General features: G+C 65.6%; 20 protein-coding genes. 11 read left to right on the top strand and 9 right to left on the bottom strand.

From position 1 onward, the window contains the following. Positions 1–33: 33 nt before the first annotated feature. From ACWW36_RS24345 to ACWW36_RS24355, 3 genes are read right to left on the bottom strand one after another with little or no spacing between them, the layout of a single operon-like run. The gene (locus ACWW36_RS24345; RefSeq protein WP_456138508.1) at positions 34–774 is read right to left on the bottom strand and encodes a DUF899 domain-containing protein; all 741 of its coding nucleotides are present in this window, start codon (positions 772–774) and stop codon (positions 34–36) included. Between the two features lie 29 nt (positions 775–803). After that, complete coding sequence (locus ACWW36_RS24350; protein WP_456138509.1) at positions 804–1,523, bottom strand: DUF899 family protein; 720 nt, start codon at positions 1,521–1,523, stop codon at positions 804–806. Next, positions 1,520–2,296, bottom strand: a complete 777-nt coding sequence (locus ACWW36_RS24355) for an ArsR/SmtB family transcription factor (RefSeq protein WP_456142610.1) — start codon at positions 2,294–2,296, stop codon at positions 1,520–1,522. Before ACWW36_RS24355 ends, ACWW36_RS24350 begins: the two co-directional genes overlap by 4 nt. A gap of 99 nt (positions 2,297–2,395) precedes the next feature. Between ACWW36_RS24355 and ACWW36_RS24360 the strand changes: the two genes are divergently transcribed. From ACWW36_RS24360 to yaaA, 3 genes are all read left to right on the top strand, one after another. Further along, positions 2,396–3,532, top strand: a complete 1,137-nt coding sequence (locus ACWW36_RS24360) for an alkaline phosphatase family protein (RefSeq protein WP_456138510.1) — start codon at positions 2,396–2,398, stop codon at positions 3,530–3,532. Between the two features lie 474 nt (positions 3,533–4,006). Further along, on the top strand, positions 4,007–4,612 hold the full coding sequence (locus ACWW36_RS24365) for an NlpC/P60 family protein (RefSeq protein ID WP_456138511.1): 606 nt from the start codon (positions 4,007–4,009) through the stop codon (positions 4,610–4,612). Between the two features lie 37 nt (positions 4,613–4,649). Continuing rightward, the gene (gene yaaA / locus ACWW36_RS24370; protein WP_456138512.1) at positions 4,650–5,396 is read left to right on the top strand and encodes a peroxide stress protein YaaA; all 747 of its coding nucleotides are present in this window, start codon (positions 4,650–4,652) and stop codon (positions 5,394–5,396) included. Between the two features lie 8 nt (positions 5,397–5,404). Here yaaA and ACWW36_RS24375 read toward each other — a convergent pair whose 3' ends face one another. After that, positions 5,405–5,695, bottom strand: coding sequence for a DUF1330 domain-containing protein (locus ACWW36_RS24375; protein ID WP_456138513.1), 291 nt, complete (start codon positions 5,693–5,695; stop codon positions 5,405–5,407). Between the two features lie 331 nt (positions 5,696–6,026). Between ACWW36_RS24375 and ACWW36_RS24380 the strand changes: the two genes are divergently transcribed. Continuing rightward, positions 6,027–6,509 (top strand): hypothetical protein, encoded by a 483-nt coding sequence (locus ACWW36_RS24380; protein ID WP_456138514.1) that lies wholly within the window; start codon positions 6,027–6,029, stop codon positions 6,507–6,509. On the opposite strand, the gene ACWW36_RS24385 is transcribed toward ACWW36_RS24380, so the two are convergent. Next, the gene (locus ACWW36_RS24385) at positions 6,506–7,012 is read right to left on the bottom strand and encodes a hypothetical protein (RefSeq protein ID WP_456138515.1); all 507 of its coding nucleotides are present in this window, start codon (positions 7,010–7,012) and stop codon (positions 6,506–6,508) included. The two genes, ACWW36_RS24380 and ACWW36_RS24385, sit on opposite strands and share 4 nt — an antisense overlap. A gap of 235 nt (positions 7,013–7,247) precedes the next feature. Between ACWW36_RS24385 and ACWW36_RS24390 the strand changes: the two genes are divergently transcribed. Further along, positions 7,248–8,108 (top strand): oxygenase MpaB family protein, encoded by an 861-nt coding sequence (locus tag ACWW36_RS24390; RefSeq protein WP_456138516.1) that lies wholly within the window; start codon positions 7,248–7,250, stop codon positions 8,106–8,108. 23 nt (positions 8,109–8,131) lie between these two features. Here ACWW36_RS24390 and ACWW36_RS24395 read toward each other — a convergent pair whose 3' ends face one another. After that, positions 8,132–9,763: a fatty acid--CoA ligase gene (locus tag ACWW36_RS24395; RefSeq protein WP_456138517.1), complete on the bottom strand. Its 1,632-nt coding sequence runs from the start codon at positions 9,761–9,763 to the stop codon at positions 8,132–8,134. A 130-nt stretch (positions 9,764–9,893) separates the two neighbouring features. Here ACWW36_RS24395 and ACWW36_RS24400 point away from each other — a divergent pair, with 130 nt between their 5' ends. Together ACWW36_RS24400 and ACWW36_RS24405 are read left to right on the top strand one after the other, a co-directional pair. After that, positions 9,894–10,259: a hypothetical protein gene (locus ACWW36_RS24400; RefSeq protein ID WP_456138518.1), complete on the top strand. Its 366-nt coding sequence runs from the start codon at positions 9,894–9,896 to the stop codon at positions 10,257–10,259. A gap of 60 nt (positions 10,260–10,319) precedes the next feature. Next, complete coding sequence (locus ACWW36_RS24405; protein ID WP_456138519.1) at positions 10,320–10,559, top strand: hypothetical protein; 240 nt, start codon at positions 10,320–10,322, stop codon at positions 10,557–10,559. Between the two features lie 79 nt (positions 10,560–10,638). Here the strand turns inward: ACWW36_RS24405 and ACWW36_RS24410 are convergent, their stop codons facing one another. Next, a complete protein-coding gene (locus tag ACWW36_RS24410; protein ID WP_456138520.1) occupies positions 10,639–11,511 on the bottom strand; it encodes an alpha/beta fold hydrolase in 873 nt (290 codons plus the stop codon). Here ACWW36_RS24410 and ACWW36_RS24415 point away from each other — a divergent pair. Genes ACWW36_RS24415 through ACWW36_RS24425 form a run of 3 tightly spaced genes read left to right on the top strand, consistent with a single transcriptional unit; the run spans position 11,502 to position 14,760 of the window. Further along, entirely contained in the window at positions 11,502–12,953 is a 1,452-nt protein-coding gene (locus ACWW36_RS24415; protein ID WP_456138521.1) for an amidase, read from the top strand. The two genes, ACWW36_RS24410 and ACWW36_RS24415, sit on opposite strands and share 10 nt — an antisense overlap. Before the next feature lie 9 nt (positions 12,954–12,962). Beyond that, positions 12,963–13,814 (top strand): hypothetical protein, encoded by an 852-nt coding sequence (locus ACWW36_RS24420; protein ID WP_456138522.1) that lies wholly within the window; start codon positions 12,963–12,965, stop codon positions 13,812–13,814. 31 nt (positions 13,815–13,845) lie between these two features. Further along, positions 13,846–14,760 carry an alpha/beta fold hydrolase gene (locus ACWW36_RS24425; protein ID WP_456138523.1) on the top strand — a complete coding sequence of 305 codons (915 nt, stop codon included), beginning with the start codon at positions 13,846–13,848 and terminating at the stop codon, positions 14,758–14,760. 3 nt (positions 14,761–14,763) lie between these two features. On the opposite strand, the gene ACWW36_RS24430 is transcribed toward ACWW36_RS24425, so the two are convergent. Next, on the bottom strand, positions 14,764–15,975 hold the full coding sequence (locus ACWW36_RS24430; protein ID WP_456138524.1) for an enhanced intracellular survival protein Eis: 1,212 nt from the start codon (positions 15,973–15,975) through the stop codon (positions 14,764–14,766). A 91-nt stretch (positions 15,976–16,066) separates the two neighbouring features. Between ACWW36_RS24430 and ACWW36_RS24435 the strand changes: the two genes are divergently transcribed. Further along, positions 16,067–16,441, top strand: coding sequence for an ACT domain-containing protein (locus ACWW36_RS24435; RefSeq protein ID WP_456138525.1), 375 nt, complete (start codon positions 16,067–16,069; stop codon positions 16,439–16,441). Here the strand turns inward: ACWW36_RS24435 and ACWW36_RS24440 are convergent, their stop codons facing one another. After that, on the bottom strand, positions 16,442–16,666 hold the full coding sequence (locus ACWW36_RS24440; RefSeq protein WP_456138526.1) for a hypothetical protein: 225 nt from the start codon (positions 16,664–16,666) through the stop codon (positions 16,442–16,444). It lies immediately after the preceding gene. Positions 16,667–16,690: the final 24 nt, after the last annotated feature.

Below are 16,690 nucleotides of genomic sequence, written 5' to 3' on the forward strand. Positions count from 1 at the left end.
TGCATGGCACCACCGGTCAGCCAGGCGCTAAACCTACTTGCGCGGTGGCCGTTGGTCATTCGGGTCGTTGGGGTCCGGATCGCCGAACCATCGCCACGGCGTGTGCTGCGCATAGGTGTCGTGCCAGCTCCACCACTCGTATGGCGGGCTCTGCGGATAACCCTCTGGTGAGTCTTCCCAATCCTCTTGTCGCCCAAGGGCGGTCATGTCAAGGAAGTTCCAGGTGTTGACAAACACCTCATCGCCGCGGCCGTTGATGAAATAGGTGCGATAAACATGGCCGTCGTCGTCGCGGATGAACGCGTTGGTGCCGTGCCAGTCTTTGACGCCGAAATCCACGTCGAAGTCGTCGGTCATCGTGTACCACGGGATGTGTCGCCAGCCCATCTTGGCCTTCATCCGCTCGAGCTCGGGTTGCGTTGCGCGCGAAGCGTAGATGAATGTGGTGTCGCGCGCGTTCAGGTGGGCGAGGTTGGGAACGTGGTCAGCCATCAAAGAGCAACCGGTGCAGCCGTGTTCGGGCCAGTCGCCGGTGCCGGGTTCGATGAAGGCGCGGTAGACGATCAGCTGGCGCCGACCATTGAACAGATCGAGCAGGCTCGCCTTGCCGTCGGGCCCGTCGAAAACGTACTCCTTCTCCACTGCCTGCCAAGGCATGCGCCGGCGTTGGGCGACCAGTGCGTCGCGGGCATGCGTTACTTCCTTTTCCTTGACAAGCATCTCCTGCCACGCAGACTGCCACTCCTGTGGCGATACCACCGGCGGTGTGTTCATTTTCCTTGTCTCCCTTCGTCCTTCGCAGCTCAGTTCAGCTTGTCCGAGCGTCCGGCTTCGAGCCGCGACCACTGGGCGATCGGACGTCCGTTCAAGCGCACTCGTTCACTGTTGTTGGCCACCGGGCGGACCGGCCAACCAGCCGGAGAGTCTTCCCACGCCTCCTGGCGTCCGTACACTGTGAGGTCCATGAGTGCGAAGCTGTAGTCCATTGCCTCGACGCCGCGGAAATTCGTCCAATAGGTTTCGAAGACGCGGTCGCCGTCGCGTAGATAGCACACGAGGTGCATCAGGCCGATTTGGCGCCCTTCGAGCAGCGTGTCGAGGGAGTCGAGCGCCGAGTACCACGGCACCTCCCAGCCCATGAAGTCGCGGTAGCGACGGCTTTCGTCGTATGGCCCCTGGCAGAAGACCGCGTAGGTGATGTCACGAGAGTGCAAGTAGGACAACTCCGCTACGTGGGTGGTGCACCAGGTGCAGCCTTCGCACTGCTCGGCCGCCGGATGCCCGGTATGCCACATGAAGTAATAGGCGATCAGCTGGCTACGGCCCTCGAATGCGTCCAGGAGTGTGACCGGCCCCTGCGGGCCGGTCAGTTCGGTGGCGGGATCCATCTCCACCATGGGCAGCCGCCGACGGGCCGCGGCGATCGCGTCGCCTTCGCGTGTGTGCGCCTTCTCCCGCACCCGCAATGCGTCGAGCTCGCTTTGGAAGCCGGCCCGGTCGACCACTCGGGGCATCGCGGTCATGACTGTTCGAGGGCGGTCTTGAGGTTGGAGAGCTTCCATGGCCAGCCGCCGGAAATGAGCCCCAGCACCGTGCTGTCCGGGCCGAAGTCGTCGTGGATCACGGTCAGCTTCACCATGTCGCCCTCGGGTTCCAGGTCGAACGACACCTTCGAGCGTCGTTCAGCCGCACATGTGGCGACCGTCTTTTCGTCGAGTTGTTCGACGGCAGTTGCGAGTTCGGAGACGAACGTGTGGAAGGTGAACGCGAGCCGGCGATACGGGTCTGACTCGAGGATCACTTGCTCGGGGTGCTCGATCTTCAACCCGTGGTCCTCCCAGGCGTAGGTGGAGCCCTTCTTGAAGTCCGACACCATCGCGTGCCCCATGTAGCGGTGCGAGAACGCGGGGTCGGTTATTGCTTGCCACAGCTTCTCAGGTGTGGTCCGGATGTAGGTGGTGTAGACGAATTCCCCAGTGCTGCTCATTGATTCGGTCTCCAATGCTGTTTTCAAGTCCGCGAGTGCCTGTACCCGCGCACGGTCGTATTGAGTGATCCAGCGGTCGGCGATCGCATTGATCGGTTCCGCGTTGAGGTAGTGCAGCTTTTCCCTCCCCCGCCACACCGTGGTGACCAGGTTGGCTGCTTCGAGGACGGCCAGATGCTTGCTAACCGACTGCCGTGCCATCGACAGTCGCGCGCACAACTCCTGCAGGTTCTGCCCGTTGCGCGTGTTGAGGCTGTCGAGCAACAGGCGCCGGCTCGGGTCGGCCAGCGCCTTGAACACCTCGTCCATCTCTGTCATATCCCTAACATGCAGCTGACTGGCTGCATGTCCGACTATAGGCAGCCGCGCGGCTGCATGTCAACGGCTGGAATGTGGCACCCTCAATTTGTGCAGCTGCCGCGCCCGAATCCGGATCTCCCGCATCTCGCCGACGTGGTGCCGTCGGTGCTGTCTGCCATGGGCGCCCCCGGCTTCGACGGCCCGATTCCCCTACCCGCAGACATTTCCGCCGCGTGCGTGCTGCTGATCGACGGACTGGGCGCCGAACTCCTGGATACCTACGCCGATGACGCACCTGTGCTGGCTGGTATGCGTGGCGTGACATTGCAAGTCGGATTCCCGTCCACCACCGCCGCCGGGATCGCCGCGATCGGAACGGGGTGCCGCTCTGGAGAACACGGAATGGTCGGCCTTTCGTTCCGGGTGCCAGGCGACGGCGTCATCAATGCGCTCGGATGGCGGCTACATCCGCATGGCCGCGACCTTCGGGATGATTTTCCGCCCGAAGACTTACAGCCCACGCCAACCGTTTTCGAGCGTGCGGCCGCCTCCGGAGTCGCGGTAAGTGTGGTTTCCGGCGCGGAGTTCACCAGCTCCGGGCTCACTCGTGCCGTCCTGCGGGGTGGCCGCTACATAGGCGTGAAGGCCCTTGGCGACCTCGCGGCGTCGGTGCGAACAGCGTTGATGGACAACGGATTCTGCTACGGATATCACGGCGAACTCGACCTGCTCGGTCATATCTACGGCCCCGGTTCACCTGCATGGCGAATGCAGCTGAAGCAGGTTGACCGACTGGTCGAATCGATCGTCGAGGAACTGCCGCGCGGCACCCTTCTCGCCGTAGTGGCCGATCACGGCATGGTGGAAATCGACGCGACAGACGTTGTGGATATTGACGATTCGGATGCCTTGATGGCCGGTGTCAAGGCTATCGGCGGTGAGCCACGCGCCCGCCACGCCTACGTTGCCGACGGTGCCGGCGAGTCGGTGCTCGCCGCGTGGCGGGAAATATTGGCACAGCGCGCGTGGGTGGTATCGCGGGAGGAAGCGATCTCGGCGGGTTGGTTCGGCGACCGGGTCTCCGATGACGCGCGGTTCCGTATCGGCGACGTCGTCGCAGCGGCACGCGATGCCGCCGGCCTCATGCGCCGGACGGTGGAACCACTACTGTCCGCGTTGATAGGCCAGCATGGTTCGCTGACGGACGCCGAGCAGCGAGTGCCACTACTTCTCGCTCACCGCTGATCAGACTGTGGAATACACTGTGGTCCAGCATATTTCGCCTAGCCCCTGCGTATTCGCCTGTGCCACACAATAATTTGGCGTTCAGTCCGAAACATTGAGGATTCGGCCACCGCGGATCCGCCGTTTCGCGCAATCGCGGTAGAGCTTGGGGTTCCAGCTGTGGCGTGAGCCACATTTCACAAGCCCGACATGTGATTGGTGTCACTCATTTTGGGATTCCGGTGCGCGGTTCGTGAGCTGCAACGACTACGGGCGGGCAACGCTTCTATCTCTATATAGACTGCGTGCAAGCGTGATTGCGCGCGCAACCACCCATCGCTACCAGCACGAACTCACGAATTCCGAAGCGTCGCTGCCGGATTGATTGTCCTGCCGGCTCGTGACATTTCGTGAAGTAGGTCCTGCTCAATACGAGTTGTGAAGGGTGTCACAGATTTTGGCGCGTTACAAAAACCTCTAGTAGCGTCCGGCCGCATGTTTGCCACCGTAACGCTCTTGACGCTCGTGAGCTCGGTTTCGGGCACGCCGTATGTCTCCGGCGGGGACTCCCCAAGGGGCACGGACTGTTCGGGCCTGGTCTCGTGGGTGACCAATGCCGCCACCGGCAGGCCGATCTATGGCGACCGGTTCAACACCGGCAATATCGAGCAAGCACTGCTTGCGCGTGGATTCCAGTACGGAACGCAGCCCGGCGCCCTCAACGTCGGCTGGAACGGCGGTCATACCGCCGCCACGTTGCCTGACGGCACTCCGGTGTCCTCGGGCGAAGGCGGCGGCGTGCGGATCGGCGGCGGCGGTGCCTACCAAAGGCAGTTCACCCACCACATGTTCTTGCCGATGCCGGCCGACGAGGCCGTCGCGCCTGACTCGGACGCGGCCCCCGTTGTCCTGATGTCCGGTGAAGCCCCGGCTCCCGAACTCCTGCCGCCTCCGCCGCCTGAGCTGGCACCTGCTCCCGCGCCTGAATTCGCGCCGGCTCCTGATCCGCTGATGGCCCCACCGCCGGCCCCTGAGCCGCTCCCGGCTCCCGAGGATCCGATGGCTCCGCCGCCCGCGCCGGATATGGGCGTACCGGCCTGACACGAGGGCACAGCCCGCACGAGTTAGCGTCTGCGACGTGATCGTGCTGCTTCCGCCCTCCGAGACCAAGCGAGTCGGTGGCGACGGGCCTCCCCTGCGCATGGAGGCACTGAGCTTCCCCACACTGGGGCCATTGCGCGAAACTCTGGTTGACGAGCTGGTCGAACTGACCGCGGACACGACGTCGTGTCGCCGGGCACTGGGCATCTCCGCATCGCAAGACGCTGAGATCGAGCGCAACGCCGCGCTGCGCAGCGCTCCGACGCAACCCGCCATCAACCGATACACCGGGGTGTTGTACGAAGCCCTCGACGTCGGATCCCTGCGCGGTGCTGCGGCCGTCCGCGCTCGCGAGCGGCTAGCTGTCGGTTCCGCACTGTTCGGGCTGTTGCGCGCGAACGATGAGGTGCCCGCCTACCGACTCTCTGCGACGTCGAAGCTTCCCGGGCGACCCACGCTGGCGGCGCGATGGCGACCGCTACTTGAACCGGTGCTCGCCGACCTCGCGACACACGAGTTGGTGGTCGACTTGCGGTCGGGATCCTATGCAGCGCTCGGAAAGCTACCCGGCGCGGTCAAGGTCGACGTGCTCGCCGAGTATCCCGACGGCCGGCGCACAGTGGTGAGTCATTTCAACAAGGCCCATAAAGGCCGGCTGGCCCGTGCATTGGCCACGACGAAGTCCGAGCCTGACGATGCCGCCGCCGTTGCAACGGTCGCCCGCCGGGCCGGAATGAGAGTGGAGCGTCGCGGCGACGAGTTATCCGTTGTGGTGCCAGCCTGACGCCGCCGTCAGGACAGCCCGTGCGCCAGCACCACCACTGTGTCCGCGCCCGCCCTGCGGTCCTGTGAAATTCGTTGGTATTCAGGCGAATCGGCCCATTCGCTGAACGCCGCCTCATCGGGAAACGACATCAGCACAACCTTGTCCCGATCCCACGTACCCTCCACTACTCGTGGCGACTCGTCGGCCGCCAGTACCGTTCCGGAATATCGTTGGAAGATCTCCATGAACGCCGCCTGGTAGCGGTTGTAAGCCGCGCGATCGGTGAACTTCAGCTGGGCGATGGCGTAGACGGTCATGCCTTCACGGTAAACCGCAGTGGCAACAGCCGAACCGAGGCGCGACAAAGGCACCACCGCAACTGGGCCACAGGTTGCTAGCAAATTCCGCAGGCGCTCAACACGATTCCGCATTGACGGCTCTGTATGGCCCATTGCCAATGGAGCGGTTTCTACGCCAAACGATTCGTGCAGAATATTTCAAATTGTTAGTGCGCGAAGCTGCATGACGGGAGCGACCTTGGTCACGAACACGGGGTACGTGTCACAAACTTCCCGACCTCGCGGCCGACATCGCAAGCAGCCTCCTCCCCGCGACACTCGGCGCCTCGCCGCCAGCGCAGCAGCGGCAATGCTCGCCGCGTTGGTGCTTCTCACCGGTGTGTGGGTGAAATGGGCTACCGCGCACCCGGTTCCCGTGGCTGAGCCCTTGCCGCCGCCGCGGGCGACCGCTGCCCCGACTCAACCCGGGCACGCTGCGGACCCGATCAGCCCGCCGCTCCACGCGGCGGCGCCGTTCGCCGTCGATGACAAGGGTTACGTCGACTCGAGCGCTCGCTGTGAAGCGACGCAGACCGCCGTCGCGATCGCCAGGACAGCGGGGTCACTTGTGGTGATCTGTTCCGATCAGAGTGGACACTACGGCTACCGGGGCGTCCGGCTCAGCGACGATGCAGTACTGACGACCACGGCGCGCGCGACACCCACGCACGGCTTTGTAGCTGAAAACTCCGCCGTCACATACGCGCTATCGCCGACCGAACTGCTGGTGACCTCTGGCGAGCGGGTCATCAAACATGAACCGACGATCGAGTATCGCGAGCCGCTCAGCTAGATCTTCACCACGTAATCGGTGGTGTAGAACTCCGCCGGCGTCTGCGAAAACTCGCCGGGCCGGCTGATGAACAACCACACCCCTGTCGCGCCCGGTGCGATGGGCCCGCGCACGGTCGTCGCGCCCGCACCCGCTTCGTCCGTGTCCAGCGCCGCCACCGCGACACCCGGATCACCGGCACCACATGGCGTGGACGACGGTCGCGGCATCTCGATCAATCGGACGTCGTAGTGCGTGCCGGGGACGGCGGTCGCGATCTGCACATCAGCGACGACCTCGCTGGAGGTGGTGCGCAGGACGGCCGTCGGCCTCGCGTTGCCTGACGGGCCTGAGTGGGTGTTGGTGCTGAAATCACAGCGTCGATACATCTGTGCGAATGGAAGGAGCGTTCCGCCGCCGTCGTTCGGCCCGCCTGCTGCGGCCGGCTCTATGCCGATACTCAGCGCCGCGGCAGGGATCGCCACAACTGCCACGGCAAGTGTGTTCAGAACGCGTTCACGCATGGCCCCTACCGCCTATTCGTTCTCGTCCCGTGCAACCACCGTAATAATTGACGCTCCGAACGACAGCAAAACAGGCGATCAATCTCGTCCGCGAGTGCGCGAGCCCAATAACGGGGGACATCCAGCGGCCCCAACAGGCCCGGTCACGACCACCTCCAGCTCGATAGTTACCGTAGCGGCAACGGTAAAGCCGATGGTCTGGCTCGGCCCCTCGCCGGCGCGTACCGTCGACACCATGACGGTGTTGCCCGATTTCGGGTCCGTGCGCAAGAACCTGGGCCGCAGCCTGTTCGGCATGGTTGCCGGACCGGAGGGTCCTGCCAACCGGGCGCGCATCCACCACACACCTGGCCCGCGGTGGTTCGACGAAGACCGACCAATCCGACGGGTACACGGGGACGCCTCGATGTTCGTCGGCGGCCTGCGCGCCCTGCTGCTGCAGTCTCTGCATCCGCTGGCGATGGCCGGAGTCGCGGGACACTCCGACTATCGCGGCGATCCCTGGGGCCGGCTGCAGCGCACCAGCACGTTTCTCGCGGTCACGACGTTTGGTCCGGCCGACGATGCGCAGCGCGCGGTCGATCGCGTCCGGGGAATCCACAGGCGAGTGCGGGGAGTCGCCCCGGACGGCAGGCCATATGACGCGTCAGACCCCCACCTGCTCGAGTGGGTCCACATTGCCGAGGTGGACAGTTTCCTGATGGCTCACCAGCTCTACGGTGCCGCGCCACTCGATCAGACGGGCCGTGACGGTTATGTGGCCGACACCGCGCGCGTCGCGGCCGCCCTCGGCGTGCCCGACCCGCCGCGGACCGAGCGGGAACTGGCCGACCGAATCGAGGCTTACCGGCCGGAGCTGTCCGGCACGCCAGCCGCCAGGGACGCCGCGCGCTTCCTTCTGTTGACTCCCCCGCTGCCGATCGTCGCCAGGGCTCCATACGGTGTTTTGGCGGCCACCTCGGTGGCAATGCTGCCCGGCTGGGCGCGAATGCCGTTGCTGCTGCCGTACTTTCCGCCAATTGAGGCAACCGTCATCCGGGCGACTGGCCGTGTACTGGTCGGCGGTATTCGGTGGGCGCTGACCGCAGACCGCTAACGTATTCCGACGAGTAGGCGTCCTCAGTCCCGACACGCGATGACGTCGTACTCGCCGTCGGCATAACGGGAACGGATCAACTTCTTGTCGAATTTGCCGACGCTCGTCTTCGGCACCTCATCGATGAAAGTCCACCGCTCGGGCAACCAGAAGTGGGCAACCTTGTCGCACAGGTGCTTTCGCAACTCCGCCGCCGTCGTCGACTCGTCCTTCTTCAACACCACCGCCGCCAACGGACGCTCCTGCCACCGGTCGTCTGGTACCGCGACCACCGCCGCCTCCAACACAGCCGGGTGTTCCATGATGCAGAGCTCCAGCTCGACCGACGAAATCCACTCGCCACCGGACTTGATGACATCCTTGGCACGGTCGGTAAGCGTGATGAAACCCTGCGGATCGATCCGGCCGACGTCACCCGTCCTCAACCACCCGTCGTCGAACTTCGACGGATCTGCGTTCTGGTAGTAGGAGCCGGTGATCCATGGTCCGCGAATCTCGATCTCCCCCACCGCTTTACCGTCGCAAGGGAGCACACCGCCTGCATCGTCGACGATGCGGACATCGACACCGCACAGCACCCGCCCCGCGGTGCTGCGCAACGTCCAGTGGTCCTCGCCGCTGACTTCCGGCGGCGGCGCCGCGAGAGCGGCCAGTGGTGACGTCTCGGTCATCCCCCAGCCTTGGCGGATGTGCACGCCGTACGTTTGCTCGTACTCCTTCATCATGCCCAGAGGCACCGCCGAACCGCCGCACGCCACCAGGCGCAGCGACGAGATGTCGCGTCCGGGATTGGCGTGCAGGTACTGCAGCACGTCGTTCCAGATCGTCGGCACCGCGGCGGAAATAGTGGGCCGGTGCTGTTCGATCATGTCCACCAGCGGGGCAGCTTGCAGGAACCGGTCGGGCAACAGCAGGTCGGCACCCGCCATGACCGCCGCATACGGCTGGCCCCAGGCGTTGGCGTGAAACATCGGCACGATCGGCAGCACCCGGTCGCCGTCGGCGATGCCGAGTCCGTTCGCCGCACAGACCGACATCGAGTGCAAGTAGTTCGAGCGGTGACTGTAGACGACACCTTTCGGGTGTCCGGTCGTTCCACTCGTGTAACACATTGCCGCTGCGCTGGTTTCGTCCAAGTCGGGCCAGTCGTACTCGATCGGCTTGCCATCGAGAAGCTCCTCGTAGCGAATCACCGTCTTGCCCGAGACCGTCAACGGCTCCAGATCGCCGTCTCCGACGGCCACGACCGTTTGCACCGACTCCATCTGCCCCACTACGCCGCCGAGCAGCGGCGCCAGCGACATGTCGACCAAGACAACGCGGTCCTGCGCCTGGTTGGCGATGAACGCGATCTGCTCACCCGCGAGCCGGATATTCAACGTGTGCAGCACCGCTCCCATACACGGGGCGGCGAAGTAGGCCTCCAGATGTTCTTGGTTGTTCCACATGAACGTTGCGACGCGGTCGCCGTCGGTCACGCCGATCTGGCGCAGCGCGTGGGCCAACTGTGCCACCCGGGTGCCGAGCTCACCGAAGCTGATTTCGCGATATCCGCCGGTGTTCGCGGTGATGACTTTCCGATTCGAATTCCAGCCGGTGCCGTGCCGCAGTATGCCCGTCACCGTCAGCGGGAAATCCTGCATAGTGCTGCGCATCGATACCCCCAAAGGTGCGTGTGCCCGCTCTGTGCTCATCCCCCCGCAAGAGCTGATGGCACCGATGATGGTCTATGCGTGAGCCAATCGGCCCAAAAACGCCAAAGAGTTGCCGATAGCATCGCTTGCCATGGGTTATCCCAGCTATCCCCCGCCGCGCGCCCCGAAGCCGGCCATAGCCACCGCGGATCTGCTGATCTCGATCGGCGTCCTGATTCTGACAGTGGCGCTCGGGGTGGTCGCGGCCGCGATGGGGCTGTTCTCGCTGGCGTTCCTGGACTACTGCCCGCCGGAAAGCTGCAGCGTGGACGGAGCGGTCAACGCAGTAGGGCTGGCACTGATCATCGCGTTCGGCATCGGGGTCGTCGGATTGGCGCTGACGATCATCCAGCTGTATCGGCGCAAACCCGGATGGCCGTTCGCGGTGGGCACTTTCGCGCTGTGCGCGGTCGCGATTTTCTTCGGAGGCGTCGGTTACGCAGCGGCCGTTGGCTGACCGGTGTGTCGTCGCCCGAAAGCGGCCCCGCACCGGGCGTATTCGCCTACCGTGGCGAGGGTGGAGACACACCATACGAAGGCCTCCGAGCTTGTGCCGGTCGAGGCGCTGCGTTCGGGGGAACACGTCACCGACGTCAATGGTGGCGGCCAGCACTACATCGTCTTGGAGTCCAAGGTTCTCGGCGAGGGATGCGTGGTCCTCGAACTGGAATCGAAGGCCAACGATCAGCTGCGGGTGATCGAGAAGTCATTTCCGGCCGGCTACGAGATGGGTCGAACACCCCGGCGCTTTATCTGACGACATGGGCCCGTCCTCGCCGATGCGCTCCTGGAGCCGCACGGTGACGTCTCGGCGGCACGCGAAAAGACATCGCGGCTCAGATTCCGGCGGCCTCCAAGATGAGGTTCGCGACGTCGGGGGCTTTCGACACGATCGATAGGTGGCTTGCATCCAGTTCGATGGTCTTGGCGTTCATCCGGCCGGCCATGAACCGCTCGAGGTCGGGATTGATGGTGCGGTCGTCCTTGGAGACGGCGTAGAAGGTCGGCTTGTCCCGCCAAGCCGCCTGCGTGGGTCGGCCCGTGAACAGTTCGCCGGAGATCCGACCCTGCACCGCATATAACGCCTTGGCGCGGACCGGGTCGACGTCCTGCGCGAAATCGTTCAAGAACGCTTCCTCACTGAGTTGGGCATAGCCGTCTGGCCCCTTGATCAGGCCCGCGCTCGCCGGCGGCGTCGGATACTGCGCGGCCAGCGCCGTGTAATCCTCACCGGCGTCGGGCGCTCGGGCTGCGATGTACACCAACGCGGTGACCTTCGGGTCGACACCGACTTCGGTGGCGATCATGCCCGAATAGGAATGTGCCACAAGGACTGTCGGACCGGCCATCAGGGCGAGGGTGCGGCGGGCATAGTCACAGTCTTCGTCCAGGGTGCGCAACGGGTTCTGCACCGACGCGACGTTGAGCCCACGCGCCTGCAACAACGGGATGACATCGGACCAGCAGGAGCCGTCGGCGTAGGCGCCGTGCACCAACACCACATTGCGCGCCTGCGGCAACTCCGGCGGCGGGGCCGTGGCCCGAGCGGATCCAACCCCGAGGGCGGCGGCCGCACCTCCGAACGCAACTGCAGCGGTGAACGAGCGACGATTGATCACCACCGCATTGTGACGGTCGGATTCCAGAAGCGCCGCAGTCGAGTTGCCGACCGTGCTGAGGCGCTGAATGATCCGTCCCAATGGACTCACGTCAAGCCTTCGAACTCGCCGAACTCGACGCAATTGCGCAAGCTGGGTTGGTCGCGTCCGGCGAGCTGTCCGCGACCGAACTCCTTGAGGCCGCCCTCATGCGGCTGGAGGCGGCGCGTCACCTGAACGCCGTCATCACCGACCTGTTCGACCGCGGACGCGAACAAGCCAACGCTCTCGACGCATCCGGCGAACTGCGCGATGGCGATGCCGGCCCCCTAGCGGGAATTCCGTTCCTACTCAAGGACCTTGGCGCATCGCTCGCCGGCGCGCCGGAGGCGATGGGGTCGCGCGCCCTGCGCACGCATGTCGCCACCGAGTCGACCTGGATCGTCGAGCGCTACCTCGCCGCCGGGCTGGTCGTCTTCGGCAAGACGAACACGCCCGAGTGGGGCAACCACTGTACGACGGAGCCGTCGTTGTTCGGGCCGACCGTCAACCCCTGGTCGCCGTCGATCACGCCCGGCGGGTCCAGCGGCGGTTCCGCGGCGGCAGTGGCCGCAGGCGTCGTCCCGGCGGCATCCGGCGGCGACGGCACCGGCTCCATCCGCGTTCCTGCGTCGTGCTGCGGACTGGTCGGCCTCAAGCCCCGCCGCGGCCGCACCTCCTTCGCACCCGGTGGCGGACACGGGCTCGAAGGACTGGTCAACGAGCATGCCCTGACCCGCACCGTCCGCGACAGCGCCGCACTGCTCGACGTCGTGACCGGCTCGGCGCCCGGCGATCCGTACACCGCACCGCTGCCGAATGCGCCCTTCCTGCAGGCAATTACGCAATCACCGGCCGCGCAGCGCATCCTGATCGCGACGGCGTCGCCGTTTCCCGGTCCGCCGACAGATCCCGGGGTAGTCGCCGCCGTCGAGGCGACGGGCCGACTGCTCGAGACCCTTGGCCACCACGTCGAGCCCGGTGCGCCGGTGATCGATCCCGACGCCGTCGCAGATGCCATCGCCGTCCTGCACACCGTCAGCAACGCACAGCTTCACGCCTTGGCCACCGCTCATCTCGGCCGCGAACCACATGAGGACGAATTCGAGGCGAGCACATGGGTGATGGTGCGCGAAGGCTTCACCACCACCGGCGTCGCGTACGCGAACGCCATCGCCGCCGTACACGCGCAGACGCGCCGCTTCGTCGCCGGAATGGGTGCACACGATGTGTTGCTCGTGCCGACACTGTTGACTCCGCCGCCGCCGTACGCGCTGTTGGACCAACCACGAGGCACCACCCGCGCGTTCTTCGACGTCGAGTTCGCGACGACGGGATGGACATCTCTGGGGAATGTGACCGGCTGGGCGGCGATCTCGCTGCCGCTGGGCACCACCTCCGACGGCCTTCCGATCGGTGTGCAGCTCATGGCGCCCGACGAGACGATCCTGCTGCAGCTGGCCGCTCAACTCGAAACGGCGATGCCGTGGTTACATCGGCGGCCGGTTATGTAATGTCGCTACATGCTGCGCGACATTCGGGACCTGACTGATTCACCCGAGGCCTACGCCGCCGAGCTTCGCCGCCGCTGGGGCGGACTGCTGAGCTATCGCTACATCGGCCGTAGTTACGCCTCGATGGACCTTGGACCCGAGGACAACACGGTCACCATCCGGCGCGACATGCGCAACCCGACCGGCGGGCTGCTGCTCGCCGTGCTGAGTATCGCGGCGCCCGAGGGCGGCCACATGTCCGATCTTGAGGCGGTGCCGAATCCCGTCATCCACTCGTGCCAGATCCTCGACCCCGCTCGCGACGTGCGCCGCATCGAGATGCGGTCCGAGGATCTCAAGCGCGGCAGGCAGATGGGCTACAGCCGATCGAAGATCGTCGACGCCGACAATCCGGGCCGCGTGCTGGCGTTGATCCAGGGCCAGGGCATCAGCATCGGCACTCCTCCCCACGGGCTCGAAAAGATGGACGCGAACCCACTCGAGGTGGTCGACTCCCCCGACCTGCCCCCGCTCTGGCAAGTGTTCGGCGGGCACCGCCGGGCAGATGGTCACTGGACGCTGCCGGAACTCACGGTCGAGGTCGCCTCGCCAGACGCGGCGCTGCACATCGGACCGCAGTTCGTCATCCTTGAAACCGCCGCCATCGACGCGGCCACCGAACTCGCGGGAACCGAACTCCTTCAAGGTGTTTCGTCACAGGTGATGTTCGTCGCGCGCGGCAAGGCGGGTCCGTTCCGCGTCGAGGCCGAGCCGATGCACGGCGCGGACGGTGCGGTCGGCGTCCGGGTGCTGATGCACGACGAGGGTGTCGACGACAGGCTCACCACTGTGGGGTCGTACCTGTTTCACCGGGCTGGCTAACCGCCCGCGGGACGCGTGAGACACTCGGGGCATGCCTGTCGCAATCGCCCGTCCGAAGTTGGAAGGCAACATCGCCGTCGGCGATGACCGTCAGATCGGCTTCGCCGAATTCGGAGATCCGCAAGGCCGCGCCGTCTTCTGGCTGCACGGCACGCCAGGGGCCCGCAGGCAGATTCCGATGGAGGCCCGGGTCTACGCCGAGCAGCAGCGGATCCGGCTGATCGGCATCGACCGCCCGGGCATCGGCTCGTCCACGCCGTATCAATACGACACCGTCGTCGCGTTCGCCGACGATCTACGGACGATCGCCGACACCCTCGGAATCGACAAGTTCGAGGTCATCGGGCTCTCCGGCGGCGGACCCTACACGCTGGCGTGCGCGGCGGCGATGCCCGATCGGGTGGTGGCGGTCGGCGTGCTCGGCGGTGTGGCTCCCGCACGAGGGCCGGATGCGATCAGCGGCGGCGCGATGGCCCTAGGCATATTCGTTGCGCCGCTGCTGGAAGTAGCCGGCGGGCCCGTCAGATTGGCGGCGAGCGCTCTGGTTCGGCTGGCACGGCCCATCGCCTCGCCGGCGCTGGACCTGTACGGCCGCATGTCGCCCGAAGCGGACCGTCGCATGCTGGCCCGACCCGAATTCAAGGCGATGTTCCTCGACGACCTCCTCAACGGCAGCCGCAAACAACTCGCAGCGCCGTTCGCGGACATCATCGTGTTTGCCCGCGACTGGGGTTTCCGGCTCGATGAAGTCAAGGTGCCGGTGCATTGGTGGCACGGCGACCGCGACCACATCGTCCCGTTCGCGCACGGGGAGCACGTCGTCGCCAAGCTGCCCGACGCCCAGCTGTACCACTTACCCGGCGAAAGCCACCTCGCCGGGCTCGGGCGCGCCGAGGAGATCCTCTGCACGATGCTCGAGGTGTGGGACCGCCACGAGCGGCGGTGAACGTCAGAAGCCGAAGCCGAGTTGCGCGGGCACGTCGCTGACGAACGCTGCGTCCAACCGGTGGATCAATCCGGAGTCGTTGCTGCGCAACCGATTTGCCGCTGCAAATGCCGATGCGCGATGTGCACCGAGGTATAGGCTGCCGAGCACGTCGAGGTCCATCTGCACTTCTGCCGGCGCATCGGTATGTGTGCAGCGCGCCTTGCCGTCGCTGATCTGCAGGACGAATCGCCCGCCGTCGCTTCGGAATCGGTCCGTGATCTCGATGACCGTGGACAGCTCCGCCTGGTAGCTGCGCGCCTCGAGCGCGGTGGGGATGTCCATGATCCGCAGCCACAGGTCGTCCTCCTGGTGGGTGAGACGGGCCACGCGTGGGTCGGCCAGCAGATACGGCAGCGGGTCGGCGGGGTGTGAACGGAAGACGACCTTCTCCATGAGGTCGAGACCAAGCAGCGCACGGCACAACGCGACGTGTGCGTCGGTCGTGACCGCCGTGAACTCACCGACACGCACGAACATGGGGTCGTCGCCGAAGACCCGGTACATGGCATAGCCGTCGGGATGCAGGAGCGCGAACCATTGGGTGCCGCCGCGGCGGTCCCGCTCACGGTCAGCAAGCAACTCGTCCCACAACCCTTGCGGCCGGACAAGTCCGCCCGGTGTGTTCACACGCCAGCGCTCGTAGATCTCCTCCAGATCGTCACGGTGGTCGGCCGGGTTGACGATCCGGACCCCGCGGGGGTCGGGGGCGTCGTCGCGGAAGCGGGCGAAGCGGCGATCGACGGTGAGGGCCTGCTCGATGGTCGCCGGCCCGTAGCCGAATCGGCCGTAGATTCCGCCTTCGCTGGCGGTCAGGCCCGCGATCGGATATCCCGCGGTGGCGATGCGGTCGTGTAGCTCGGTGTACATCGCGCGCAGAAGGCCGCGGCGGCGATGCGTCGGCGCCACGGCGACGAGCGTGACTCCCGCGACCGGCAGCACCGCCCCGCCAGGGACGGTCATTCGCAGGTCGAGGTAGTGGGCCATACCGACGACGTCGTCGCGGTCACATGCGACCACGGAGCCGTCGCCTGGTATCAGTGAGCGCCACGCGTCCAGCGACTCCGGGTGACCGAACACGCCGAAGCTGGTGGCATCCAACAGCGATATCGCCGACCAGTCGGTGTCGGTGGCGGATCGGATCTCTACAGAAGTCGGTGTGTCAGAAGCGAGCACAGGAATCGACGGTGCCACAAAGCGTCCGCCGAGCGCATCCGAATTTCGTGCTCAGCGGATACGGTTGAAGTGCACGGAAGGAGCGCTCGTCATGGCCACTGATCTGACGCTCTATCTCGATGACCAACCCGGCGAACTCGCGAGGGTGGGCGACGTGCTTGGCAACGCGGGCGCCAACATCGCCGGGCTGTGCGCTCTGAGCACAGGCGGAGGACAAGCCGAGGTTCACATCCTCGTGCAGGATGCGACCCCGGCGTTCGAAGCCCTGGAGGCGGCCGGAATCAAGATCGCCGCCGAACAGGAAGTCATCGTGCTCGACATCGAAGACCGGCCCGGCGTGCTCGGTGAGGTCGCTCGCAAGCTCGGCGCCGCGAAGGTCAACCTCACCACGGCCTATCTGGCGACCAATACCCGTCTGGTGCTCGGGGCGGACAATCTGGCCGAAGCCAAGTCCGCGCTCTCCTGATCAGCGCTTGAGCCAGCCCTGGACCGTGGCCAGATCCCGCGTGTAGGCCATCAGAACGTCGTCGTGGTACAGCGCGCCGCCGCTGATCGCACTCGTCCCCTGCCACACGACGTGGACGCGCACCGGAGAACGCGTGTAGTAGTCGGTGCGGTCTGCGTCTCTGCGGGCCCAGCCGGCCTGGACAGCGACCTCCGACAGCTCTTCGCGCTCGATGGTTGCAGTCATTGCCGTTCCTCCTGTGTTGCCCGG

The organism is Mycobacterium sp. MMS18-G62 (genome assembly GCF_053877835.1).